Origin of the sequence: Bacillus sp. Bvel1 (assembly GCF_014872755.1) — a bacterium.
Lineage (GTDB): Bacteria > Bacillota > Bacilli > Bacillales > Bacillaceae > Bacillus > Bacillus velezensis.
In genome coordinates this window covers 822,249-847,569 of sequence record NZ_JAAOBZ010000008.1, presented here as the reverse complement: position 1 = coordinate 847,569, position 25,321 = coordinate 822,249, and the positions used below count along the sequence as shown (strand labels likewise).

The 25,321-nt window shown below is 48.7% G+C and carries 26 protein-coding genes; 20 read left to right on the top strand and 6 right to left on the bottom strand.

Annotation, left to right across the window (positions count from 1 at the left end; genetic code table 11):
- Positions 1-8: 8 nt before the first annotated feature.
- From HAP68_RS18650 to HAP68_RS18640, 3 genes are all read right to left on the bottom strand, one after another.
- Positions 9-1,397, bottom strand: a complete 1,389-nt coding sequence (locus HAP68_RS18650; RefSeq protein ID WP_015387474.1) for a sugar porter family MFS transporter — start codon at positions 1,395-1,397, stop codon at positions 9-11.
- A gap of 120 nt (positions 1,398-1,517) precedes the next feature.
- Positions 1,518-2,450 carry an aldo/keto reductase gene (locus tag HAP68_RS18645; protein ID WP_014306133.1) on the bottom strand — a complete coding sequence of 311 codons (933 nt, stop codon included), beginning with the start codon at positions 2,448-2,450 and terminating at the stop codon, positions 1,518-1,520.
- A 77-nt stretch (positions 2,451-2,527) separates the two neighbouring features.
- The gene (locus HAP68_RS18640; protein WP_004393223.1) at positions 2,528-3,283 is read right to left on the bottom strand and encodes a DeoR/GlpR family DNA-binding transcription regulator; all 756 of its coding nucleotides are present in this window, start codon (positions 3,281-3,283) and stop codon (positions 2,528-2,530) included.
- A gap of 444 nt (positions 3,284-3,727) precedes the next feature.
- On the opposite strand from HAP68_RS18640, the gene iolA reads away from it, so the two are divergent.
- The 15 genes from iolA to HAP68_RS18565 all read left to right on the top strand — a co-directional run bounded on the left by iolA (position 3,728) and on the right by HAP68_RS18565 (position 19,897).
- Complete coding sequence (gene iolA, locus HAP68_RS18635; RefSeq protein WP_014306132.1) at positions 3,728-5,191, top strand: methylmalonate-semialdehyde dehydrogenase; 1,464 nt, start codon at positions 3,728-3,730, stop codon at positions 5,189-5,191.
- A gap of 73 nt (positions 5,192-5,264) precedes the next feature.
- On the top strand, positions 5,265-6,080 hold the full coding sequence (iolB, locus tag HAP68_RS18630) for a 5-deoxy-glucuronate isomerase (protein WP_015387476.1): 816 nt from the start codon (positions 5,265-5,267) through the stop codon (positions 6,078-6,080).
- 23 nt (positions 6,081-6,103) lie between these two features.
- Positions 6,104-7,096 carry a 5-dehydro-2-deoxygluconokinase gene (iolC, locus tag HAP68_RS18625; protein ID WP_014306131.1) on the top strand — a complete coding sequence of 331 codons (993 nt, stop codon included), beginning with the start codon at positions 6,104-6,106 and terminating at the stop codon, positions 7,094-7,096.
- 24 nt (positions 7,097-7,120) lie between these two features.
- Complete coding sequence (gene iolD / locus HAP68_RS18620; RefSeq protein WP_015387478.1) at positions 7,121-9,034, top strand: 3D-(3,5/4)-trihydroxycyclohexane-1,2-dione acylhydrolase (decyclizing); 1,914 nt, start codon at positions 7,121-7,123, stop codon at positions 9,032-9,034.
- Between the two features lie 15 nt (positions 9,035-9,049).
- Positions 9,050-9,946 carry a myo-inosose-2 dehydratase gene (gene iolE / locus HAP68_RS18615; RefSeq protein ID WP_004393234.1) on the top strand — a complete coding sequence of 299 codons (897 nt, stop codon included), beginning with the start codon at positions 9,050-9,052 and terminating at the stop codon, positions 9,944-9,946.
- 12 nt (positions 9,947-9,958) lie between these two features.
- Positions 9,959-11,254 carry an MFS transporter gene (locus HAP68_RS18610; RefSeq protein ID WP_014306129.1) on the top strand — a complete coding sequence of 432 codons (1,296 nt, stop codon included), beginning with the start codon at positions 9,959-9,961 and terminating at the stop codon, positions 11,252-11,254.
- 22 nt (positions 11,255-11,276) lie between these two features.
- Positions 11,277-12,311 carry a bifunctional inositol 2-dehydrogenase/D-chiro-inositol 1-dehydrogenase gene (gene iolG, locus HAP68_RS18605; RefSeq protein WP_024086000.1) on the top strand — a complete coding sequence of 345 codons (1,035 nt, stop codon included), beginning with the start codon at positions 11,277-11,279 and terminating at the stop codon, positions 12,309-12,311.
- Positions 12,312-12,329: 18 nt separating this feature from the next.
- On the top strand, positions 12,330-13,199 hold the full coding sequence (locus HAP68_RS18600) for a sugar phosphate isomerase/epimerase family protein (RefSeq protein ID WP_015387482.1): 870 nt from the start codon (positions 12,330-12,332) through the stop codon (positions 13,197-13,199).
- A gap of 87 nt (positions 13,200-13,286) precedes the next feature.
- Complete coding sequence (iolI, locus tag HAP68_RS18595; RefSeq protein ID WP_015387483.1) at positions 13,287-14,129, top strand: 2-keto-myo-inositol isomerase; 843 nt, start codon at positions 13,287-13,289, stop codon at positions 14,127-14,129.
- 2 nt (positions 14,130-14,131) lie between these two features.
- Positions 14,132-15,004 (top strand): class II fructose-1,6-bisphosphate aldolase, encoded by an 873-nt coding sequence (fba, locus tag HAP68_RS18590; RefSeq protein ID WP_024085999.1) that lies wholly within the window; start codon positions 14,132-14,134, stop codon positions 15,002-15,004.
- Positions 15,005-15,111: 107 nt separating this feature from the next.
- Positions 15,112-15,801, top strand: a complete 690-nt coding sequence (yxdJ, locus tag HAP68_RS18585) for a two-component system response regulator YxdJ (RefSeq protein ID WP_004393241.1) — start codon at positions 15,112-15,114, stop codon at positions 15,799-15,801.
- The gene (gene yxdK, locus HAP68_RS18580; protein WP_014306127.1) at positions 15,798-16,775 is read left to right on the top strand and encodes a two-component system sensor histidine kinase YxdK; all 978 of its coding nucleotides are present in this window, start codon (positions 15,798-15,800) and stop codon (positions 16,773-16,775) included. Before yxdJ ends, yxdK begins: the two co-directional genes overlap by 4 nt.
- A gap of 144 nt (positions 16,776-16,919) precedes the next feature.
- On the top strand, positions 16,920-17,693 hold the full coding sequence (yxdL, locus tag HAP68_RS18575) for an ABC transporter ATP-binding protein YxdL (RefSeq protein ID WP_004393250.1): 774 nt from the start codon (positions 16,920-16,922) through the stop codon (positions 17,691-17,693).
- Complete coding sequence (gene yxdM, locus HAP68_RS18570; RefSeq protein ID WP_024085998.1) at positions 17,668-19,536, top strand: ABC transporter permease YxdM; 1,869 nt, start codon at positions 17,668-17,670, stop codon at positions 19,534-19,536. Before yxdL ends, yxdM begins: the two co-directional genes overlap by 26 nt.
- Positions 19,537-19,549: 13 nt before the next feature.
- A complete protein-coding gene (locus tag HAP68_RS18565; RefSeq protein WP_004393256.1) occupies positions 19,550-19,897 on the top strand; it encodes a YxeA family protein in 348 nt (115 codons plus the stop codon).
- Between the two features lie 40 nt (positions 19,898-19,937).
- On the opposite strand, the gene HAP68_RS18560 is transcribed toward HAP68_RS18565, so the two are convergent.
- A complete protein-coding gene (locus HAP68_RS18560; protein ID WP_004393259.1) occupies positions 19,938-20,900 on the bottom strand; it encodes an iron-hydroxamate ABC transporter substrate-binding protein in 963 nt (320 codons plus the stop codon).
- A gap of 129 nt (positions 20,901-21,029) precedes the next feature.
- On the opposite strand from HAP68_RS18560, the gene HAP68_RS18555 reads away from it, so the two are divergent.
- On the top strand, positions 21,030-21,422 hold the full coding sequence (locus HAP68_RS18555) for a hypothetical protein (RefSeq protein ID WP_004393261.1): 393 nt from the start codon (positions 21,030-21,032) through the stop codon (positions 21,420-21,422).
- 50 nt (positions 21,423-21,472) lie between these two features.
- Here the strand turns inward: HAP68_RS18555 and HAP68_RS18550 are convergent, their stop codons facing one another.
- Entirely contained in the window at positions 21,473-21,835 is a 363-nt protein-coding gene (locus HAP68_RS18550; RefSeq protein WP_004393264.1) for a hypothetical protein, read from the bottom strand.
- Positions 21,836-21,995: 160 nt separating this feature from the next.
- Positions 21,996-22,382: a hypothetical protein gene (locus HAP68_RS18545; RefSeq protein WP_004393267.1), complete on the bottom strand. Its 387-nt coding sequence runs from the start codon at positions 22,380-22,382 to the stop codon at positions 21,996-21,998.
- Between the two features lie 111 nt (positions 22,383-22,493).
- Here HAP68_RS18545 and HAP68_RS18540 point away from each other — a divergent pair, with 111 nt between their 5' ends.
- The 4 genes from HAP68_RS18540 to HAP68_RS18525 all read left to right on the top strand — a co-directional run bounded on the left by HAP68_RS18540 (position 22,494) and on the right by HAP68_RS18525 (position 25,320).
- Positions 22,494-22,913, top strand: a complete 420-nt coding sequence (locus tag HAP68_RS18540; protein WP_015387486.1) for a lipocalin family protein — start codon at positions 22,494-22,496, stop codon at positions 22,911-22,913.
- Positions 22,903-23,427, top strand: a complete 525-nt coding sequence (locus HAP68_RS18535) for a hypothetical protein (RefSeq protein ID WP_015387487.1) — start codon at positions 22,903-22,905, stop codon at positions 23,425-23,427. The genes HAP68_RS18540 and HAP68_RS18535 overlap by 11 nt, the downstream gene beginning before the upstream one ends.
- 68 nt (positions 23,428-23,495) lie before the next feature.
- Complete coding sequence (yidA, locus tag HAP68_RS18530) at positions 23,496-24,308, top strand: sugar-phosphatase (protein ID WP_004393274.1); 813 nt, start codon at positions 23,496-23,498, stop codon at positions 24,306-24,308.
- A 70-nt stretch (positions 24,309-24,378) separates the two neighbouring features.
- On the top strand, positions 24,379-25,320 hold the full coding sequence (locus tag HAP68_RS18525) for a sugar-binding transcriptional regulator (protein ID WP_015387488.1): 942 nt from the start codon (positions 24,379-24,381) through the stop codon (positions 25,318-25,320).
- Position 25,321 lies beyond the last annotated feature (1 nt).

Genomic DNA, 25,321 nt, shown 5'->3' with positions numbered 1-25,321 from the left:
TTTTTTGATTACAGTGTGCGCTGTTTAAGAATTTGATTTTGTTTGCTGCGCTTTTTTAAGGAGAACCGTTTTTTCAAGTGCGTTTCGATTTCTTCTAAACTTTTGCCCTTCGTTTCAGGAACGATGTAAGCGGCGAAGAAGAAAGATGAGAGGCAAATGACTGAGAATATTCCGAATACCCAGCCGATGCCCATAGCGCTCAGCATAAGCGGGAATACCAGTGAAACGATCAGGTTGGTTGCCGACAGAATCAATGTCGTAAATCCGGTTGCGGCTCCGCGTGCGTTTGACGGGAACAGCTCCGGCATCAGAACCCATACGACGGGACCCCATGTCGCCTGGTAAAAGACGATATAGATTCCGAGAAACAGCACGGTCAGCCATGCTGTTGAAGCTGACAGGCCGGCCAGAAGGAGAATGGCTGATAGTGACGCCAGGCTCAAGGTAATGCCGACACTTCCCCACATCAGCAGTTTTTTTCGGCCGATCCGGTCGATTAAGATCATGGCGGTGATACACATGATGACGTTTAAGACACCGATGCCCATCGTGCCGAGAACGGACGCCGAAGTGCCGAGTCCGGCCTTTGTAAAGATGGTCGGCGCATAGTAAATCACCGTGTTGATACCGACCGCCTGCTGGAAGATGGCGAGGCCGATCCCGATCAGCAGCATAGGGCGGATCCATTTTGCTTTCAGCAAGCCGAGCGTAGATTCTTTTTTCTCAGCTTCTCCTTGTTTCATTTCCGCCAATTCAACGGCGATATCCTCTTTGTCGTGCGTCATTTCCATGACTTGTCTGGCTTCCTGCTCACGGCCGCGTTTGACGAGCCATCTCGGAGATTCCGGCATAAACGCGATTCCGATTAATAAAAGCGCCGCCGGTACTGCCGCGAGACCGACCATCCAGCGCCAAGCTTCAAACGGGGTGAATATGTAATTCACAATATATGCGAGTAAAATTCCGGTTACAATCATTAAGTTATTCAATGTGCCGAGCGTTCCGCGTATTTTTGTCGGCGCCATCTCAGATAGATAAACGGGAACCAGCGCCGTTGAGCCTCCGACGGCTAACCCGAGTATGACACGGGAGATAATCAGCATGGTGACGGTTTGCGAAGCCGCACAGGCAAGCGCGCCGATAATAAAAATGAGTGAAAGGACGAAAACCACTTTTCTCCGGCCCCATCGGTCAGAGCATGTCCCGCTTAAGGCGGACCCGAAAATCGCACCGAGCAGCAGCATGCTGACGACCAACCCCTCGGTCAGCGTGTTTAAAGGAATATCATTGTTAATAAATAACAAAGCCCCTGAAATCACACCGGTGTCATAGCCGTAAAGCAGCCCGCCCAATGCTCCGAAAAAGTAAATCAGGTATTTTTTGGTGTTTTTCTTCACAGATGATCCTCCTCATCTTTTGGAACGCATAATAGTTTATTTAGATAACTATTTCATTCCCCGAAGAGAAAAATATAAACATAAAAAAACACGCCCTTTCAAAAAAGGCGTGTTTTTTTCTTAGGAAAACAGCTTGTCGATAAACGCGATTTCTTCAGCAGATAGCGTAATGGAGGCTGCTTTCATGTTGTCTTTTAATTGATCCGCGCGTTTGGCGCCCGGAATCAGGATATCGATTTCAGGTCTCGCCAAGTACCAGGCAAGCACGATATGCGCCGTATCGGCATTGTGCTTTTCAGCAATCGGTTTGAGCTGGTTGACTTTTTTGATGTTTTCTTTAAACTGCTCCCCTTGGAAATGCGCCTGATCATTGCGCAGGTCGCCTTCCGGGAAGGTTGTGTTCTCGTCGTATTTGCCGGCCAGCAGTCCGGATACGAGCGGGAAGTACGGAATGAATGAGATGCCGTGTTCTGTCGTATAAGGGAAGAAAGTCTTTTCCGCCTCACGGTTCAGCAGGTTGTATTCTCCTTGAATCACGTCGACTAAGCCGTCTTTATTAGCTTCTTTCAGCTGCTCCAAAGAGAAATTGGATACGCCGATGGAACGGATTTTTCCTTCTTTTTTCAGCTCATTCAATGCTTGAACGGCTTCGTCCTTCGGCGTGTGCTCATCCGGGAAATGGATGTAGAATAAATCGATGTAATCCGTCTGCAGGCGTTTCAGACTGTCTTCGACCGATTGTTTCAAAAAGGCCGGTGAGTTGTCGAAAACAAAGTCATCGCCTTCTTTTCTGTGAGCGGCTTTTGTGGCGATGAAGACATCCTCGCGGTTATATTCTTTCAGCACCTCGCCGATCAATTCTTCAGAACGGCCCACTCCGTAAATATAGGCGGTATCTAACATGGTAACACCGCTTTTAATCGCTTCCCGGACCAATTCTTTTCCCGTTTCTTCATTCAGATTCGGATAGAGATTGTGTCCGCCGACCGCATTTGTTCCCAAACCGATCGGAAATACCTTTAGGTCAGTTTTGCCGATTGTTACTTTGCTCATGTTTTCGCCCCCTGAAAAAATTGGATATCATAGCGCCTGCCGGGAAAATACGGCAGCGTTCTCTATTAACTATAACGCTATGCCAAGTGAATGTCGATTTGGTGCTCTTGGCAATACTTCGTATATTCCTCATCGAGCTGCTGAGAAGTGACGATGCTGTGAAGCCGGTCGAAAGGCGCGTATGTCAAAAGCGTGGATTTGCCGAATTTGGAATGATCCGCGAGCAGATACACTTCGTTCGCCTTTTCGGAAATTTTCTTTTTCACCTCGTATTCCAGTAAGTCGGAATTCGTCAGGCCGTGGGTGATCGTTGTCCCGGTAGCGGACATGAACGCCTTGTTAATGTTGTATTTATTGAGTGTGCTCGGATCATCAATGCCGACAAACGACCTTGTCTTCCGTTTGTAGTTATTGCCGATGATGATCAGGTCGATATTTTTCATGGATGAAGCGGCGTTAATAATATCAAGGCTGTTCGTCAACACCGTTACATTCTTGTCGGGATCAAGCGTCTCCAGCATCGATTTGGTCGTCGTGCCGGAATCAATAAATACAAGATCGTGATCCTCGATAAACCGCGACGCATAGCGGGCGATTTTGATTTTTTCATCCTGATGTTGAATGGTGCGGTTCTCAAAAGGGACGAGCACAGATTTTTCTGCTGACGTCACGCCGCCGTACACCTTTTTGATCACCCCTTTTTCCGCAAGCTTATTAATATCGCGTCTGACCGTGTTTTTAGAGACGTTGAATACCTCGCACAGCTCATCCAGCGAAGTGGCTCCGTGTTTGAGAATGTATTCTTCCATCTCCTGAATCCGCATCAGTTTCATAAAAAAACTCCTTCTAGAATTCTTAAAGTAATTAAAATATATAATAAACACCAAGAGTTAATCAATAGTTACTTAACAAATGATAAAAAAGAGGGTTCCCACCGTTCGATTCGACACGGTTCTCCAAATTCCTGTTTTCCCGCTTAAAAAAAGTATGATAAAAATAATGAAAAAATTTTGATTTTTTAGATTGACTTGAAGGTGTGTTGGGCTTACAATGTAACCAAGAAATGACCAAAATATAACCTGTAAAATCAAAAGTGAAAGATGTAACCGTTTGCTTTATCCGGCACATGACCAACTTTTACATGAAAAGATTGGGAGTCACCATCATTTTAGCATTTGTAAGCGTTTAATTCATGTCTTTTATATGTAAAAGATGAATATATTCATCCGTTATTATCCAGCTGAACAGGATGTTTACTATTTAAGGAGGCAATGAGAATGGCAGAGATCAGAAAACTGAAAAACTACATCAATGGTGAATGGGTTGAAAGTAAGACAGATCAATATGAAGACGTTGTCAATCCGGCTACAAAAGAAGTGATGTGCCAGGTTCCGATTTCTACGCGGGAGGATGTGGAATACGCCGTCCGCTCAGCGTCAGAAGCGTTTAAAACATGGTCGAAGACGGCAGTGCCGCGCCGTGCGAGAATTCTATTTAACTATCAGCAGCTTCTCCAGCAGAACAAAGAAGAGCTTGCCCGTCTGATCACTTTGGAAAACGGTAAAAACACGACAGAAGCACTCGGTGAAGTGGGACGCGGAATTGAAAACGTCGAATTCGCAGCAGGCGCGCCGTCACTCATGATGGGCGATTCACTTGCCTCTATCGCCACAGATGTAGAGGCGGCGAACTACCGCTATCCGATCGGGGTGGTCGGCGGTATCGCACCGTTCAACTTCCCGATGATGGTTCCCTGCTGGATGTTCCCGATGGCGATTTCATTAGGAAACACTTTTATTCTGAAGCCGTCTGAGCGCACGCCGCTGTTAACGGAAAAACTGGCAGAGCTGTTTGAACAGGCCGGTCTGCCGAAGGGCGTCTTCAATGTCGTGCACGGCGCGCATGACGTCGTAAACGGCATTCTTGAGCATCCGGAGATTAAAGCCATCTCATTCGTCGGTTCAAAACCTGTCGGCGAGTATGTTTTCAAAAAAGGCAGCGAACATTTGAAACGCGTTCAGGCGTTAACGGGCGCAAAAAACCATACGATCGTGTTAAATGACGCCCACCTTGAAGATACGGTCACAAACATTATCGGCGCGGCATTCGGTTCGGCAGGAGAGCGCTGCATGGCATGCGCGGTTGTGACGGTTGAAGAGGGAATCGCCGATGAGTTTATGGCGAAATTACAGGAAAAGGCCGCAGACATCAAGATCGGAAACGGACTGGATGACGGCGTGTTCTTGGGCCCGGTCATCCGCGAGGACAACAAAAACCGCACGCACAGCTATATTGAAAAAGGCATCGAAGAAGGAGCGAAACTGCTTTGTGACGGCCGTGAACATGTAACGGAAGACGGCTATTTCGTCGGACCGACGATTTTTGACAACGTGACGACGGATATGACGATCTGGAAAGATGAAATCTTTGCGCCTGTTCTGTCGGTCATGCGTGTGAAAAATTTAAAAGAAGCGGTTGACATCGCCAACCAATCTGAATTTGCGAACGGCGCCTGCCTGTTCACGTCAAATGCGAACGCGATCCGCTACTTCCGTGAGAATATTGACGCGGGAATGCTCGGGATCAACCTTGGCGTCCCGGCGCCGATGGCATTCTTCCCGTTCTCGGGCTGGAAGTCTTCTTTCTTCGGCACATTGCACGCAAACGGAAAAGACAGCGTCGACTTCTATACACGTAAAAAAGTCGTGACGGCACGATACCCGTCTCCTGACTTCAATTGATCAGACAGCCGGCCCGGACGGCTTTGTGATTCCGTCCGGGTTTTCTTTTACCATCCATTAAGGAGGAATAAACATGAGTCATTTGCTGCGCAAACCGCAGGCCGATGAAATTTCTCAAGGCGTGACCATCATACATGACGTCACTTCAGCCAATTCAGACCTCAAATACGTCGGATTTAAAGTCGTTGATCTTGCTCCCGGCTCAACCTATACAGAAGATTTGAAAAAGACGGAGTGCTGCATCGTTGCGGTAACTGGAAAAGTTACCGTCACTGATTATGATCAGACATTTGAAAGCATCGGCACCCGTGAAAGCGTATTTGATAGAAAACCGACGGACAGCGTTTATGTGTCCAATGACCGCTCTTTTGGAATCACAGCCGTCAGCGGGGCGAGGGTCGCGCTGTGCTACTCTCCGTCAGAACACCAGCTTCCGACAAAGCTGATTAAAGCGGAAGACAACGGTGTGGAACATCGCGGCAAGCTGGCAAACAAACGAACCGTTCATAACATTCTCCCCGATTCAGATCCATCGGCAAACAGCCTTCTCGTTGTTGAAGTTTACACGGACAGCGGCAACTGGTCGAGCTACCCGCCTCATAAACATGACCAAGACAATCTGCCGGCTGAATCCTTTTTAGAAGAAACCTATTACCATGAAACGGACCCGCCGCAGGGATTTGTCTTCCAGCGTGTGTACACGGACGACCGCTCGATTGACGAGACGATGACCGCAGAAAATGAAAACGTTGTCATCGTGCCGGCGGGCTATCACCCGGTTGGTGTTCCGGACGGGTATACCTCTTACTACCTGAATGTAATGGCGGGACCGACACGAAAATGGAAGTTTCATAATGATCCGGCCCATGAATGGATTCTGGAACGCTGACAAGTGAGGAGTGGCAGATAACGATGAAATATACGTTTAATGAAGAAAAAGAGTTTGATATTGTCGCGATCGGACGCGCGTGTATTGATTTGAACGCGGCGGAATACAACCGGCCGATGGAAGAAACGATGACGTTTTCTAAATATGTCGGCGGCTCCCCGGCAAATATTGCGATCGGCAGCGCTAAGCTCGGATTAAAAGCCGGTTTTATCGGCAAAATCCCGGATGACCAGCACGGCAGATTTATCGTTTCTTATATGCAGGAAAAGGGCGTCGATACGTCACAAATGACCGTTGACAGAGAAGGACGCAAAGCCGGGCTCGCTTTTACGGAAATTCTCAGTCCTGAAGAGTGCAGCATTCTGATGTACCGGGATGACGTGGCGGATTTGTATCTAGAACCGTCCGAAGTCAATGAAGGCTACATCGCAAACGCGAAAATGCTGCTCGTATCAGGTACGGCGCTTGCGAAAAGCCCGTCGCGCGAAGCCGTCTTAAAAGCGGTGCAAATCGCAAAAAAACATGACGTAAAAGTCGTGTTTGAGCTCGACTACCGTCCGTATACATGGCAATCGGCAGAAGAAACAGCCGTGTACTACACGCTGGCGGCGGAACAATCCGATATCGTCATCGGTACGCGTGACGAATTTGACGTAATGGAAAACCGCAGCGGCGGAAATAACGATGAAACCGTCCGCCATTTGTTTGCGCACTCCGCCGACCTTGTCGTCATTAAGCACGGCGTTGACGGATCATACGCATACAGCAGATCGGGAGAAGTTTTCCGGGCGCACGCCTATAAAACAAAGGTGCTGAAGACCTTCGGAGCGGGTGATTCCTATGCGTCAGCTTTCATCTACGGACTGGTCAGCGGCCGGGATATTGAAACGTCGTTAAAATACGGGAGCGCTTCCGCTTCCATCGTCGTCAGCAAACACAGCTCCTCAGAAGCAATGCCGGCTGCCGGTGAAATCATCGAACTGATTGAAGCGCAGCACAGTCTTAACGGTAAATAGAACGTATAAAAGGTGGGATCGTTTGTGGGTAAGACAATTCGCTTAACGACAGCACAAGCGCTGATTCAATTCTTGAACCGGCAGTACATTCATGTTGACGGAAAAGAAGAGCCGTTCGTTGAGGGCATCTTCACGATTTTCGGCCATGGAAATGTGTTGGGGATCGGGCAGGCGCTCGAGCAGGACGCCGGGCACCTGAAAGTCTATCAAGGCAAAAACGAACAAGGCATGGCGCATGCCGCGATGGCATACAGCAAGCAGATGCTGAGAAGAAAAATTTACGCGGTATCGACATCGGTCGGTCCGGGTGCCGCTAACTTGACGGCTGCCGCGGGTACGGCGCTGGCCAATCATATCCCGGTGCTGCTGCTTCCGGCCGATACCTTTGCGACGAGGCAGCCTGACCCGGTGCTTCAGCAGGTGGAGCAGGAATACAGCGCCGCCGTCACGACAAACGATGCGTTAAAGCCCGTGTCCCGCTATTGGGACCGCATCACCCGCCCCGAGCAGCTGATGAGCAGCTTAATCCGGGCATTTGAAGTGATGACAGATCCGGCAAAAGCGGGCCCGGCGACCATCTGCATTTCTCAGGATGTAGAGGGAGAAGCATTTGATTTTGATGAAAGCTTCTTTGAAAAACGTGTTCATTACATTGATCGGATGCAGCCGAGCGAGCGTGAGCTGAAAGGCGCCGCGGAGAGAATTAAGGAGAGCAGCCGTCCCGTCATTTTAGTGGGCGGCGGCGCGAAGTACTCCGGCGCGCGTGAGGAATTAATCGCGCTTTCTGAAACATACGGCATTCCGCTTGTCGAAACGCAGGCCGGCAAGTCAACGGTTGAAGCCGATTTTGCCAACAATCTGGGCGGCATGGGCATCACGGGCACACTTGCCGCAAACAAAGCCGCCCGCCAGGCTGATCTGATCATCGGTGTCGGCACACGGTACACGGACTTTGCGACATCCTCGAAAACGGCGTTTGATTTTGACAAAGCAAAATTTTTGAATATCAATGTCAGCCGCATGCAGGCATACAAACTTGACGCGTTTCAGGTCGTAGCCGATGCGAAAGTGACGCTCGGCAGGCTGCACGGCTTATTAGACGGATATAAAAGTGCATTCGGCACGGCGATTAAAGGCTGGAAAGATGAATGGCTGGCTGAACGGGACCGGCTCGGCAAGGTCACTTTTACACGTGACGCGTTCAAGCCGGAAATTAAAAACCATTTCTCACAGGACGTGTTAAACGAGTATGCCGACGCGCTCGAGACTGAGCTGCCGCAAACAACGGCGCTGTTGACCATCAACGACACGATTCCTGAAGACAGCGTCGTCATCAGTTCGGCGGGATCTCTTCCGGGCGATCTGCAGCGGCTGTGGCATTCCAACGTCCCGAATACGTACCATCTGGAGTACGGCTATTCCTGCATGGGATATGAAGTATCGGGCACGCTCGGCCTCAAGCTGGCTCATCCCGACAAAGAAGTCTATTCACTCGTCGGCGACGGAAGCTTTCTGATGCTGCACTCAGAGCTGATTACCGCGCTTCAATATAACAAAAAAATCAATGTCCTGCTCTTTGACAACTCCGGGTTCGGCTGTATCAACAACCTGCAGATGGATCACGGGAGCGGCAGTTATTTCTGCGAGTTCCGCACAGAGGACAATCAGATTTTAAACGTTGATTACGCGAAGGTGGCAGAGGGCTACGGCGCTAAAACATACAGAGCCAATACGGTTGAAGAACTGAAAGCGGCGCTTGAAGATGCGAAAACGCAAGAGGTATCCACTTTAATTGAAATGAAGGTTCTGCCGAAAACGATGACGGACGGCTATGACAGCTGGTGGCATGTCGGCGTGGCGGAAGTGTCTGAGCAGGAAAGCGTTCAGCGGGCATACGAAGCGAAAGAGATGAAGCTGAAGTCTGCGAAGCAGTACTAGAGGGGAGGCATCACGATGGGCAAACAAAATATTTTGTGGGGCATCGCTCCCATTGGGTGGCGCAATGACGATATGCCGGAGATCGGAGCCGGGAATACGCTGCAGCATTTGTTAAGCGATATTGTTGTCGCCGGTTTTCAAGGTACGGAAGTGGGAGGGTTTTTCCCTGAACCCTCCGTCCTCAATAAGGAGCTGGCTCTCCGGAACTTGCGGATTGCGGGGAAATGGTTCAGCAGCTTTATCATTCAAGACGGTATTGAAAAAACGGCTGAACAATTTACAGAACACTGTGATTATTTGCAGAAAGTCGGAGCGGATGCCGCCATCGTTTCTGAACAGACGTACAGTGTCCAGGGCTTGGATATTGATGTATTTAAGAAAAAACCGCACTTCTCAAATGAAGAATGGGATACACTGTGCCAAGGCTTGAACCGTCTCGGGAAAATCGCTGACGAATACGGGCTGGAGCTCACGTTTCATCATCATCTCGGCACAGGCGTCCAGACGGCGGAAGAAGTTGACCGGCTGATGGATGGAACGGACCCGCGGTATGTCCATTTACTTTATGATACCGGCCATGCCTATATCTCAGACGGAGACTATATGACGATTCTCAACAAGCATATGGATCGGATCAGACACGTTCATTTCAAGGACGCGCGGTTTGACATTATGGAGCGGTGCAGACAGGAAGGCAAGTCATTCAGGCAGTCGTTTTTACAGGGCATTTTTACGGTGCCCGGAGACGGATGCATCGATTTTACCGAAGTGTACCAAACGCTCGTCCGTCATGATTATTCAGGCTGGATCGTCATTGAAGCCGAACAAGACCCGGCAGTCGCCAATCCGCTTGAGTACGCGCTGATTGCGAGAAAGTACATCGACAGTGAACTGCTTGATCCTGCAAATTAGAGGGGGACTTATATGAATAGTGCCAAGGCGGAATCAGCTTTCAGCAAACGGACCATCGCCGCAGCATTAGCAAATTACATTGATGCAGGTTCCATCGTGGCAGGATCAGCGGGTTTATCTATGTGGGTCAGCTACTTGAAGCTGTCCGACAGTCAGATCGGATTGCTCGGCGCCTTCAGCGCAAACGCGATATCAGCGGCCATCGGAGCGCTGCTCGGCGGGTATTTGGCTGATAAGGTCGGCCGAAAAGCTGTATACACAAACAGTATGCTCGTCTACGCTTTAGGAATTTGTTTGGTTTTGTTTGGATTCAACTTTCCCATGCTGTTATGCGGATACATGATTATCGGGATTTCTGTAGGCGCGGATATTACGGCTTCATGGACCATTATCGCGGAAAACGCCCCCGAGAAAAACCGGGCGAGGCATTGCGGAGTGGCGCAGGTGGCGTGGGCCGCCGGAGCCGTTGTGGTTCTGCTGTTATCCGTTTTGGTCGGTGACCTCGGGCTTTTAGGAAATAAAATTGTCTTTGCGCATCTATTGGTGATCGCCCTGATCACATATGTGATAAGAAAGCGTTTACCTGAGTCGGATGCCTGGAAAAACAGTGAAGAGCGGCCTGCCGCCGTGAAAAAAACATCTTATTTTGACTTGCTTCAGCCGAAATTTTTCAAGAACATTTTGTTTTTAATGGGTGTGTTTCTCGTATGGAATCTCGCCGCGGGCGTCATGGGATTCTTCATGCCGTACATCTACCAGCAGGTCGGCGGCGTATCCGCAAATACGGCCAACATTCTGCAGATGGCCCTGTTTATCTTCACCGGGCTCGGCGTCGCCTGTATCTTCATGCCTTTTGCAGATCAATATCGGAAAACGGTGTTCGGAATCTGCGCCTTTATGGCTGTTGTCGGCTGGTCGCTGTTTTTGCTGCCGTTTCAGGGACTCCCGATGCTGCTTTTGTTTGTTTTAGCGATCGGCATCAATAACGGAGCCGGCCAGCAGGCGAACTACCAGCTGTGGGCAAGCGAGCTGTTCCCGACAGAACACAGAGCGTCAGCACAAGGGCTCATGTTCTTTCTCGTCCGTATTTCAATCGGCATTTGGAGTTTATTTGTGCCGGTCATCATGTCACAATTCGGCATCGGTTTTATGGCCGGTATTCTGCTCATATGTGTGACGGCCAGTATGATCATCGGGCTTGTCTTCGCACCGAATACGTCCGGCAAGTCGCTTGAACAGATACAGGAGGAACTGTACGGTGCTCCTCAGGACGGCAGAGAGAAAAGAAAGACGAGAACCATTATTTGATTATCAGAAGGAGTGGCGATCAATGAATTTACGTATAGGTGTTATCGGAACCGGTGCTATCGGAAAAGAGCACATCAACCGCATCACAAATAAGCTGTCGGGCGCGGAAATTACCGCTGTCACAGATGTGAATCAGGAGGCCGCGCAGCAGACCGTTCAGCATTTCAATTTGAACGCCTCGGTTTATCCTGATGACGACAGCCTTCTCGCTGCTGAAAATGTGGATGCCGTCTTAGTGACAAGCTGGGGCCCGGCTCACGAATCCAGCGTGTTGAAAGCGATTCAGCACGGCAAGCACGTGTTTTGTGAAAAGCCGCTTGCGACAACGGCAGAAGGCTGTATGCGCATTGTCGAGGAAGAAATGAAGACGGGAAAACGATTGGTGCAGGTAGGTTTCATGCGCAGATATGACAGCGGTTACGTTCAGCTGAAAGAAGCGATCGACAACCGTGCGGTCGGCGAGCCGCTGATGATTCATTGTGCGCACCGCAACCCGACAGTCGCATCGAATTATTCAACGGACATGGCCGTCGTCGATACGCTCGTTCATGAAATTGATGTCCTCCACTGGCTTGTCAATGACGACTATGAATCCGTACAAGTCATCTATCCGAAGAAATCAAAAAATGCGCTGCCGCATCTGAAAGATCCGCAGATGGTCATCATCGAAACAAAAGGCGGCATCGTCATCAATGCAGAAATCTATGTGAACTGTAAATACGGCTATGACATTCAATGTGAAGTCGTCGGGGAAGACGGCGTCATTAAGCTTCCGGAACCGTCAAGCATCAGCTTGAGAAAAGAAGGAAAATTCAGCACCGATATTCTGATGGACTGGCAGCGCCGATTTGCGGCTGCGTATGATGTGGAAATTCAGGACTTCATTGATTCGATCCGGAAAAAAGGCGAAGTCAGCGGTCCGACGGCATGGGACGGTTATATTGCCGCGGTGACAACAGACGCGTGCGTAAAAGCTCAGGAATCCGGACAGAAAGAGCCAGTGGCGCTGCAAGAGAAACCGGCATTCTATCAATCATTTACGACTGTGAACAAATAATAGATCGGGAGTGAAAAAATGAAACTGGCCTTAGATCCATCCATGTACCGCGATGATTTAACATTAGAGGAAATGGTCTATAAAACGGCGGAGCTCGGATACGAATATATCGAACTGTCCCCGCGCGAGGATTTTTGTCCTTTCTATAAATATCCGAAAGTCGATTCAGCAAAAATCAAACAATTGAAGCGCCTTTTAAAGGATACAGGCGTGAAGCTGTCCTCCCTTCTTCCGCTTTACCACTGGGCGGGTCCTGATGAAGACCGCCGGCAGGCCGCCGTGCGCAACTGGAAACGGGCGATCGAAATTGCGGTTGAACTTGAAGTGGATTTGATGAACAGTGAATTCAGCGGTTCAAAGTATGATCCGTTGACAAGTGAAGAAAAATTCATCAAATCCATGGATGAGCTGCTGCCCGTCTTTGAAAAAGAAGGCGTTAAACTCAATCTTCAAGCCCATCCATACGATTTTATCGAAACGCACAAAGGTGCGATGGATATGATCCGCGCGCTCGATAAGGATTGGATCAATCTTGTCTACTCGACTGCGCATACGTTCTTCTATGATGACGGCAAAGGCGATATCGAAACCATGTTTGATGAAGCCGGCGACCGCCTCACACATGTTTTATTTGCAGATACTTTTAATCATAAAGCGGCGCACGGCCTGCGTTACATCGTCAATCCGCCTGACGCGAAAGTAACGGTTCACCAGCATCTGGACATCGGGCAAGGCGAGGTCGATTTTGAGACGATTTTCAGAAAGATGAGAGAGATGAAATTCGACGGAATTGCGACGAACGCCGTGTTTGCTTGGGTCGGCGAAAGAGCGGATGAATCAAGCCGGACCACGCTTAAGAAATTAAAGGAAGAACTGGGTATGGCATAAGCTGAGTATGGAGTTCGGCGGAGCGGGGCAAAAAAGCCCTCCAGCCGGACTCCCTTCATATCGAAAACGCGGATGGGAGAGGCTGACATGAAACTTTGCTTTAATGAAGCGACTACGCTGGAGAATTCAAACCTGAAACAGGATTTAGAACTGTGCGAAAAGCACGGCTATGATTATATTGAAATCCGCACAATGGATAAGCTGCCGGAATACTTAAAAGACCATTCACTGGCCGATCTGGCGGAATATTTTCAATCCCATCACATTAAACCGCTTGCCCTGAACGCCCTGGTTTTCTTCAACAATCGTGATGAGAAGGGTTATAGGGAGATCATTTCGGAATTCAAAAGCATGATGGAAACCTGCAGGACGCTCGGCGTGAAATATGTGGTGGCCGTGCCGCTTGTGACAGAGCGGAAAATCTTGAAAGAAGAAATCAAAAAGAGCAGCATAGAGGTGCTGACTGAGCTTTCGGACATCGCGGAGCCGTACGGCGTAAACATTGCCCTTGAATTTGTCGGCCACCCGCAATGCACGGTCAATACATTTGAACAGGCGTATGACATCGTGAACGCTGTCGGCCGCGATAATGTCGGACTGGTGTTTGACAGCTTCCATTTCCACGCGATGGGCTCCAATATTGAGAGCTTGAAGCAGGCGGACGGAAAGAAAATTTTCATCTATCATATCGACGATACAGAAGACTTTCCGATCGGCTTTTTAACGGATGAAGACCGCGTCTGGCCTGGGCAGGGTGCGATTGACTTAGACGCCCATCTGTCAGCGTTAAAAGAAATCGGATTCAATGATGTTGTCTCCGTAGAGCTGTTCAGACCTGAATATTATAAGCTGACTGCGGAGGAAACGATCAAAACGGCAAAGGAAACAACGGAAGCCGTCGTATCAAAATACTTCATGAAGGAGGCGTGAACATGGCTTTTGTCACCATGAAACATCTTCTTGCAGAAGCGAAACGGGAGCATTATGCAGTCGGCCAATTTAATATCAACGGCCTCCAATGGACGAAGGCGATTCTGCAAGCGGCGCAAAAGGAGCAATCGCCGGTCATCGCCGCGGCTTCCGATCGTCTGGTCGGCTATTTAGGCGGATTTAAAACGATTTCCGCCATGGTCGGCGCGTTAATGGAAGAAATGGCGATTACCGTTCCCGTCGTGCTCCATCTTGATCACGGAAGCAGTGCGGAACGCTGCAGACAGGCCATTGACGCCGGATTCAGCTCAGTGATGATTGACGGCTCCCATCAGCCGATTGACGAGAATATCGCGATGACAAAAGAAGTCACCGATTATGCCGCAAAGCACGGCGTCTCAGTAGAAGCCGAAGTCGGCACGGTCGGCGGCATGGAAGACGGACTTGTCGGCGGGGTCTGTTATGCCGATATCATGGAATGTGAACGGATCGTGAAAGAAACCAATATCGACGCGCTGGCGGCCGCCCTCGGCTCCGTCCACGGCAAATATCAGGGCGAGCCGAATCTCGGATTTAAAGAAATGGCGGCTATCTCCCGCATGACTGATATTCCCCTCGTTCTCCACGGAGCATCCGGGATTCCTCAGGATCAGATCAAAAAAGCCATCACGCTCGGCCACGCGAAAATCAATATCAACACGGAATGTATGGTAGCCTGGACAGACGAAACACGCCGCATGTTTCAGGAAAACGGCGATCTGTACGAACCGCGCGGCTACATGACACCCGGCCTTGAAGCCGTGGAAGAGACGGTGCGAAGCAAAATGAGAGAGTTCGGATCAGCCGGTAAAGCCGTAAAACAGCAGATCGGCTGATGAAAACGGAAACCGCCAAGATGGCGGTTTTTTTGTGCGGTGTTGCGTCCGTACGCCCGAAACGATTATGATGATGGCAGCAGTGTAAGAAACGGGAGTGGTTCAGTTTGAATAAAATCATGATTGTGGAAGATAGTGAAGACATTCGCGGACTATTGCAGAATTACCTTGAAAAATACGGATATCAAACCGTGGCCGCCGCGGATTTCACGGCTGTTCTTGATGTCTTTTTGCGGGAAAAGCCTGATGTGGTGCTGCTTGATATCAACCTGCCGTCTTATGACGGCTATTATTGGTGCCGCCAGATCCGCCAGCATTCTACAAGCCCGATCATTTTCATCTCAGCCAGAAGCGGGGAAATGGATCAGGTGATGGCGATTGAAAACGGCGGAGATGATTATATCGAAAAACCGTTTTCTTATGATATTGTGCTGGCGAAAATCAAAAGCCAGATCCGCAGGGCATACGGAGAGTACGCCGCCAAGCAGGGAGAGAAAGTGGTTGAATATGCCGGTGTGCAGCTCTTTGTGGAACGGTTTGAACTGCGCTTTCAGGACGAAAAAAGCGAGCTTTCTAAAAAAGAAAGCAAGCTTTTGGAAGTGCTGCTGGAGCGGGGAGAAAAGGTGACGGGAAGAGACCGGCTCATGGAAAAAACGTGGGACACCGACATTTTCGTCGATGATAATACGCTTAACGTGTATATCACGCGGCTCAGAAAAAAACTGCGGGAGCTGAACGCGCCTGTTTCCATTGAATCGGTGCGGGGCGAAGGCTACCAGCTGAGGGCGCTGTCATGAAGCTGTTTCTCCGGTCTCATGCCGTGCTGATTCTGCTTTTTCTCCTTCAAGGGCTGTTTGTCTTCTTTTATTACTGGTTTGCGGGTCTTCATTCTTTTTCCCACCTGTTTTACATATTGGGCGTGCAGCTTCTTATTTTGGCGGGGTATCTTGCCTATCGCTGGTACAAAGACCGCGGTGTGTATCATTGGCTCAGCTCGGAGCAGGAAGGGACGGACATCCCGTATCTCGGTTCTTCAGTGTTCTGTTCAGAGCTGTATGAAAAGCAGATGGAGCTGACCCGGCTGCAGCACCAGAAGCTCTACGAGACCGAAGCCAAGCTCGACGCGCGGGTGACGTATATGAATCAATGGGTGCACCAAGTAAAAACGCCGCTGTCGGTCATTAATTTAATCATTCAGGAAGAGGATGAGCCCGTTTTTGAACAAATCAAAAAAGAGGTCCGGCAGATTGAATTCGGGCTGGAGACGCTCCTTTATTCATCAAGGCTTGACCTGTTTGAGCGGGATTTTAAAGTCGAAGCGGTTTCCTTATCAGAGCTTCTCCAATCGGTCATTCAAAGCTATAAACGATTTTTTATTCAATACCGCGTCTATCCGAAAATGGATATTCGCGATGATCATCAGATTTACACCGATGCCAAATGGCTCAAATTTGCGATCGGCCAAGTGGTCACAAATGCGGTCAAGTATTCAGCGGGCAAGAGTGACAGACTGGAGCTGAATGTCTTCTGCGATGAAGACAGGACGGTGCTTGAAGTCAAAGATTACGGTGTCGGCATTCCCTCGCAAGATATCAAGCGGGTGTTTGATCCTTATTACACCGGCGAAAACGGGCGGCGATTCCAAGAATCTACGGGAATCGGCCTCCATCTCGTCAAAGAAATTACGGGCAAGCTCAATCATACGGTGGACATCAGCTCGTCCCCCGGTGAAGGGACATCGGTCCGATTTTCATTTCTTACAAAAATGTAAGACTGCGTTAAGAAAACAACATAGCTCATTCTGTTTCCCCTTGATAACATGGATTTACGTCAAGGGGATTTTTTATGCTGAATGCCCCGGCACTACATGAAAGCAGCCCAGATCAACAAGAATAAAACCATAAGGAGGATTCTCATGGCGAATATGCTTGAAGTCAAACATATAAATAAAACCTATAAAGGACAAGTATCCTATCAAGCTTTAAAACAAATTTCATTTTCAATAGAAGAAGGCGGGTTCACGGCGGTGATGGGACCGTCCGGCTCCGGAAAAACAACACTTTTGAATATCATTTCAACGATCGACCGGCCGGATTCAGGCGATATCCTGATTCACGGAGAAAACCCGCACCGGCTGAAGCGGACAAAGCTCGCTCATTTCCGCCGCAAGCAGCTCGGATTTGTGTTTCAGGATTTCAACCTTCTGGACACGCTGACAATCGGTGAAAATATCATGCTGCCGTTAACGCTTGAAAAAGAAGCGCCGTCTGTCATGGAAGAAAAACTGCACGGCATCGCGAAAAAGCTCGGAATCGAAGATCTGCTCAATAAACGGACGTTTGAAGTATCCGGCGGACAGCGCCAGCGGGCCGCCATCGCAAGAGCGGTCATTCATAAGCCGTCACTTATTCTGGCCGATGAACCGACGGGAAACCTTGATTCCAAAGCGTCAAAAGATGTCATGGAAACGATGCAGAGCCTGAATCAGGATGATCATGTCACGGCTTTGATGGTGACCCACGATCCGGTTGCGGCAAGCTACTGCCGCCGCGTCATCTTTATAAAAGACGGCGAACTGTTTAATGAGATTTACCGCGGGGAAAACCGCCAAGTCTTTTATGAGCAGATTCTTGATGTGCTGTCTATGCTGGGGGGAAACGCAAATGACCTTTCTTCAGTTCGCTTATAAAAACGTCACGAGAAACAAAAGGGCCTATCTTGCATTCTTCTTGAGCAGCGCCTTTTCCGTTTTGATTTTCTTTACCTTTGCGATGTTCCTGTTTCATCCGGCACTAAAGGAAGGCTACCTGAATAACATCGCCAAAAAAGGCTTAACCGCCGCGGAATGGATGATCTTTGTTTTTTCTTTCTTATTTGTTCTGTATTCGGTTAACGCATTTTTGAAATCGAGAAATAAAGAATTCGGTATTCTGCTGATGCAGGGTATTACGCCGGTGCAGCTGAGAAAGCTCATTACGGCGGAAAACATGATCATCGGCGTCATGTCGATCGCAGCGGGGATTATCGGAGGCTTCATTTTTTCGAAAACGTTCTTTACGGTCGGCGCTTATATTTTAGAAATGGACGCGCTGCCTCTGTACATGCCTTGGAAAGCGCTCGGCATTACGGCCGGCGGATTTCTGCTCTTATTTTTCCTTTTATCGCAGTTCACGATCCTTTTTGTCAGATCAAATACGGTGATCAAATTAATAAAGGGCACTGACAAGATTAAGCCGGAGCCGAAGCCGTCCGTGCTTCTGTCCTTATTCGGCATCGCCTGCCTGTGCGGCGGGTACGGCATGGTTCTGAAAGGCAATGTCCACGGGACCGAGCCGTTCATCATTTTACTGCTTACCGTCATCGGCACGTATTTCTTTTTCAGCCAAAGCAGCATCTGGATTCTGCGCGCGCTGAAGAAGTGGAAAACCTTTTATCTGCGCGGGAAAAATGTTATTTGGGTTTCTGACCTTGTCTATCGTTTAAAAGACAATGCCCGCCTGTTCTTTATCGTCAGTATTATTTCCGCGGTTGCCTTTACGGCGACGGGCGTGCTCGCGATGTACAAATCGACCGTCGGGGCGGAAGAGTCCGCCTATGAGATGGAGTATTTATCTTTCAGCAATAACCCGAAAGAACAGACTCATTTGAAAGATATTGACCATGAACTGAAAACACACGGCTTTACGTATAAGAAAGACAAAATAAATGTTTCCTATGTCCGCTATCAGGAAGGAGATACTGTTCCGCCTGTTTACATGATCAGCGAATCGGATGTATCAACATACTTCCATGTTAAGCTGAACGGCCTGAAACATAATGAGGCTGTCTATTTCCCGGGCACGTATGACCGCAATTTCAAAAACGAAGCGCCGGATCAGCTGAAGCTGCTGAACCAAAAAGGCAAGCCGTCTGACCAAAAACTGACGGTAAAAGAAGTCAAAAAACCGCTGATTTCATTGAATGCCATCATCGCGGTGAACGATCAAACCTTTGATCAGCTGAAATCACTCGGTGAGAAAGCGTCATTATACGGCTACAGCTATGATCATTGGAAAGACAGTCTTGGGATCAGCCAATCCTTGAAAAATGAGATTTACGGCAACTATATCGATGTGCATTCTGATTTTATGGCAAAAGCCGGGACGTACTATGATACGGTGCAGCTGCCGAGCCTGAGTTTATTCATCGGCCTGTTTATCGCGATCGTTTTCTTTGTCGCGGCAGCGAGTTTCTTATATTTCAGGCTGTTCACCGATTTAGATGAGGACCGGGAGCGCTACCGCTCATTGGCCAAAATCGGTCTGAGTGAGCGTGAAATGGCACAAAGCGTGACGATACAATTGGCGATTCTCTTTTTCTTTCCTTTCGTCATTGCCGTCATGCATACGCTGTTTGCTTTGAGAACATTAGCGGTGGAAGGCTATTCCGATGTAGCGGGGCCGCTCAGTCTGACCATCGGAGGGTTTTTCATCTTTCAGCTTCTGTTCTTCCTAGCGGTGCGGACAAGCTATTTGAAAAAAATGAACAAGTAAGGGGAGTGCACAGATGAAAAAAGCATTGGCAATCCTGGCCGTCTTAGCAGCCGCTGCCGTCATATACGGACTTCTCTTTTTTCATAATGATGTTACAGACAGATTTAATCCGTTTATTCACCAGCAAGATGTTTATGTACAGATTGATCGAGATGGCAAACATCTTAGCCCGGGCGGTACTGAGTATACATTAGACGGATATAACGCATCCGGGAAAAAAGAAGAAGTGACCTTTTTCGCCGGGAAAGACCTTCGGAAGAACGCGTATTTGAAGGTGAAGGCGAAAGGAAAGTATGTCGAGACCTGGGAAGAAGTCAGATTTGAAGATATGCCGGGATCCGTACAGTCAAAATTAAAGTGAACATGAAAAACGGCACAGTGTCATGACTGTGCCGCTTTTTTTATTTCTTATTTTCTTCAGCCCGTTTGATCAGCATGTCGGTGATGATATCCATCTGTTTGCTGACGGCAATCGGGTCATACGGATAGAAGGTGTTGAAATCGTTGATAAAGACACGGTTGTTCTTTACGGCATCGAGATTTTTCCAAACGGATGACTCTTTCAGACGCTCAAATGTTTTGCTTTCTCCATTCGGGTTGTAATCGGTAATGAACATATAATCAGCCGCATATTGAGGGATGACCTCTTGGGAAACCTGTTTCATGGCGCCCGTTTTCATGATGTCTTTTTCGATTTTGGCCGGTGCTTTCAATCCGAGCGCGTTATAAACGGCTTGGCCGCCGCGGCCGGAATTGTCATTAAAAATCCAGATTTCGCCTTTATCCGTCGTTTCATAAAGGCCGACTGTCTCGTCTTTGCCGATCACGTTTTTGAGGCGCTTTTGATCGGCTTCAGCCTTTTTGTTGAAGTCTGCCATAAAGCTTTTGGCTTTATCCTTCGCCCCGGCAATGTCGCCGAATAGGCTGACCGTATCTTTCGTATTCTTTGCGGTGTTAAAAGGAATGACAATCGTCGGTGCGATTTTCGATAGTTTCTCGTATTGGTCATCCTTCATCAGCACGATTAAATCAGGCTTCAGCTGCATCACTTTCTCCACATTGACGGGATTGCCGATGTCCGTGGTGTTTTTCAGCTGTTTTTTGATAAACGGATTTTTGAAAGCCCATGAGCCCGCCCCGACGACATTTGCGTCAACGGACAGCAGCTCACCCGCATAAAAGTCAGTGACGATCCGTTTCGGATGTGCGGGTATGTCAATATTTCCTTTTGTTGATTCATATGTACGCATGTCTGTCTTTCCTTTGCCTGATGCCGATCCGTTGTTTTCCTTCGCGCCGCTGCAAGCGCTTAATGCGAAAACAAGCAGAAGTGCCAGGCCGATCAGCCATGATTGTTTCTTCATAATGATCCCCCTATTTCGGTGATAATGATTATCATTATTAATATAGCAGGAAGACGTCATTCCGTCTATGTTTTTTATAGAAAACCTTCCTTGATTATCCATGTTATAGTAGTAAAGGAGGAGGAATGAATGTTGATTACGAAAAGAGGGACTTGGTGGGAAGTGCTGCACAGCTGGTGGCTGCTGCTGACTTTCGCGCCGTTTGGGCTGACCGCTTTCTTGGCCTTTTTCTATATCGGCTACCGGGCCAAGAACAAAAAATGGCTGAAATACGGACTTATCTATTTTATTATTTTAGCAATTGCTTTTGTGCTGCCGAGCACGCCGGGCGTGTATATCGTGCTGCCTTTATGGGTCATCTCCATCATCCACGGGCTGAAAGTGCGGGCGGCTTATTTAATACAGCTTGATGTGTTTAAACAAAACGTCGAAGCAAGAGCGTTTGAAGCGGTAAGGCATGAGGCGGAGGAAAAATTCGGCGGAAAACCCGCTCAACGCATTGATCTGACAAAACAGAGATAAAAACAAATGACAAAGCCGGTATCTCGCGCTTTGTCATTTGCATGACCGGCCTATTGCTGGTATGAATGCTGCTGAAACGGTGTGTGATGCTGTGTTTGCGGGAATGAAGAAACATTAGCGTTTGCCATCGGTGCAGGCATGTGTCCGCTTACTTCCTGCTGAAGCTGATTGCACACATTCACGATTTGCTGGCATTTCTGAATGGCCAGTTCATGCCCCTGCAGCGCTTGCTGAATGGTATGAACGGCATGCTGTTCATGGTTAAGCATCTGCTGAAGCATTTGAATGTTTTGCTGTTCCTGCTGGAGCATTTGCTTGTACTGCTGACTGCTTTGCTGTGTCTGCTGAATAAGCTGCTGTGCTGTTTGACGGCATTGCTGCAGCTGATTTCCGCTGTATTGGTTTTGATACATCATGAAGACCTCCTGAAGTGATTGATTTTACACATTTATCATGTGAAAGAATAGGAGAGGCATTCATGCAAGAAAAGGATTCAAATATTTACCTGTTATGTACAGAGCGGAATACAAGGCTCGGGATGGCCTGTCGAGCTTTGTATTCCGGCCCTTTTTCTCAGAAGCCGCCTTCTGTAGCGTGAAAAGGAATATTGAGTCTGTTTTCGACTGCGCGCAGGCGCTGATTCAAACGGTTTAAGCGGCGGGTATGGATTTCAATGGACTGGCTCAGCCGTCTGATCTGCTCATTCATACGCGTGATTTCCCGGTTTTGGCGCTGGTCTTCTTGTGAGAGGCGGGTGAGCTCTCTCGTTTGCTGGGCGTTTTGTCTTTCAAGCTGGGCGACTCTCCGTTCTAAAGCCGTCGGCTGCCGCTCTTCAGACTGAGGGGGCGCATAATAATAGCTTTCCTGCTGCTGATACGGCTCATACTCAACGGGGCTCACTTCGTATTCCTGCTGCTGAGGGAAATAGGCAGATGGGGTGTAGTACTGATATGGGTTCATTCATCATTCTCCTTATCTAGTGAAGTCTTTATACACTATGTAGTCAATTGCACAGTGCCACGGCATCCGCCTAACTTACAGGCGTAAAAAAAGCTTCAAAAGAAGGTGATCATGTTGCGGAACATACGGATTTTCATCATGACGGTTCTGGTTATCGGATGCGTCATGATAACAGGCTGCTCGCAAAAGAAAGCAGACGAACCCCCTTTTTATTACGGGACATGGGATGCGGGGCTGAAACCGGGCCCGATGGACGGGGTCAGATCTGAAACCGTTACGTTTACGAAAGACAGCGTGCTGACAAAGCAGGTCATTAAAGGCCGCGGCGAGGTTCCCATGCCCTCAGATGTTTACAAGGTGGTCTCACAAAACACGGACGGAACGATCGAGATTGAATACCTCGGACATCCGCACCCCGTCAAAAGCACGTTGAAAAGAGGAAAAAACGATACGCTCATTTGGAAGATATACGGAGAAACAAAAACAATGACAAGAATAAAAACCGGCGGGGAGGATGCACATGAGAAATAAGGCTGCCGACAGACTCGTTTTGACGGGTGTCATCGTACATATCATTCAATGGTTTTCACTGTTGTGGTTATTTTTTATGCTTGTAGAGCAGTTCGGGCGTTTTACCATTTATAATCCCAATGTCGTTAACGGCAGCATGCAGTCTTTTTCATTCTTTGATATGATGCGCGCTCTTCTGTTTTCCGGCACGCTGCGGAATACGCTCCTGCTGTTTCTGTTTGCGGCGATGCTCATTTACTTGTGGGTGAACGCTCTGTTTATCCTGCTGGAAATCGTTTCTTATATCATGATCAGGCGGAACAGCCGTTCATTATGGGCATACTTTCCCGCAGCGATGGGAATAAAGCTTGCCCTTCTGGACATAGCGGCCGTCCCTTTCTTTGCGGCGGGGCTGATGCTCTTGAAGCAGAAAACAGATGACAGCGGCGAACAAGCTGACAAGGGGAAAAGACGGCCCCGCATCCGGAGGCAGGCCCGGTATAGGAAGAGAAGGCGGAGAAACTTGTCCGTTTGATTTTTCATTGAAACGAAAAAACGATATGATGAAAGCATAAGCAGAAAAGGATACAAAGGAGATGCAGGATGTACAAGTTAATCGCAATAGATATGGACGGAACACTATTAAACGATCATCATGAAGTGACGGCTGAAGTCCGCGGGGCGCTTGATGCCGCCAAAGCGGAAGGGGTCAATATCGTCCTGTGCACGGGCCGGCCGATCGGCGGCGTGCGTCGGTATTTGGAAGAGCTGAACTTACAGGAAGAAGGAGACTTTGTGATTGCCTATAACGGCGCACTCGTCCAAAATACGTATACAAACGGTGTCGTGGCCGAGCAGTCATTAGGCTTTGAAGATTTGGAGTCGCTTTACGAGCTGAGCTTACAGCTGGATACTCCGATGCATTACTTTGACACAGCCAATCTGTACACGCCGAACCGGGATATCAGTGAATACACGGTATACGAATCATACATTACGAAAGTGCCGCTTCATTTCCGCACGATCGATGAAGTGCCGAAGGATATTCTGATTCCGAAAGTCATGTTCATTGACGATCCGGACAAGCTGGAGAAAGCGATCGCTTCTATTCCGGAATCATTCAGGGAAACATACACAATGGTCAAAAGCGCGCCATTCTTCCATGAGATTCTTCACCCGAAAGTCAGTAAAGGAAACGCGGTCAAGCTGCTGGCCGAAAAACTCGGCATTGAACAGAAAGACGTCATGGCAATCGGCGATAACGGCAACGACATGTCCATGATTCAGTGGGCCGGCTGCGGCGTGGCAATGGCCAATGCCATCCCGGAAGTAAGGGAGATTGCTGATTATGAAACGAAATCAAATAACGAACACGGCGTGGCGCATGCGATTCAGGAGCTTGTGCTGAAAAAATAGGCACCCCATCAGAGGGTGCTTTTTTACCGCGTGTTTTGGTGATATGATAAGCGGAGAGGGGAGGCGCGACATGGATCGTGAAAAACAGCAGCTCAGCATAGAAGCGGCAAAACTATATTATCAATCAGATTACAGCCAGCAGCAGATCGCCGAACGGCTTAATCTGTCACGCCCCACCGTTTCAAGGCTGCTTCAGTACGCAAAGGAAAAAGGGTATGTGCAAATTCGCGTCATGGACCCGTTTGAGGATCTGGATGAACTCGGCGCGAAGCTGGAAGAAAAATACGGGCTGCTTGAGGCGCACGTCGTCTTTTCTCCAAGCGACGATTACCAGGCCATTACACATTACTTAAGCCGCTATGGCGCAGACTATATGCATAAAACCGTAAAGGACGGCGATATACTCGGCGTAAGCTGGGGGACGACGATGTACCAGATCGCAAGCCGCATGGAGCCGAAGCAGGTAAAGAGCGTTGAAGTCGTGCAGCTGAAAGGCGGCATCAGTCATTCCAATGTCAATACGTATTCGTCAGAAACGATTCAGCTGTTCGCCGAAGCATTTCAGACCATGCCGAGGTATTTGCCGCTGCCGGTTATATTTGACAGCGCCGATGTGAAACAGATGGTCGAGCGGGACAGACATATTAAGCGGATCATTGAAATGGGCAGACAAGCCAATATCGCCCTGTTTACGGTCGGAACCGTCCGGGATGAGGCGCTGCTTTTCAGACTCGGCTATTTCCGGGAAGAAGAGAAACAATTGCTGAAAGCACGCGGAGTCGGCGATATTTGTTCGCGCTTTTTTGACGAGGAAGGCAGGATTTGCAGCAGCAGCATTAACGGCAGGACGATCGGAGTTGAGCTCAGCGACCTGAAATTGAAAGAGCGTTCGATTCTGGTGGCGGGCGGCAGCAGAAAATGCAAGGCCATTCACGGTGCCCTGAAAGGAAAGTACGCCAACGTTTTGATTACTGATCAGCATACGGCCAAAAAACTCATTCAAGAATTGTGAC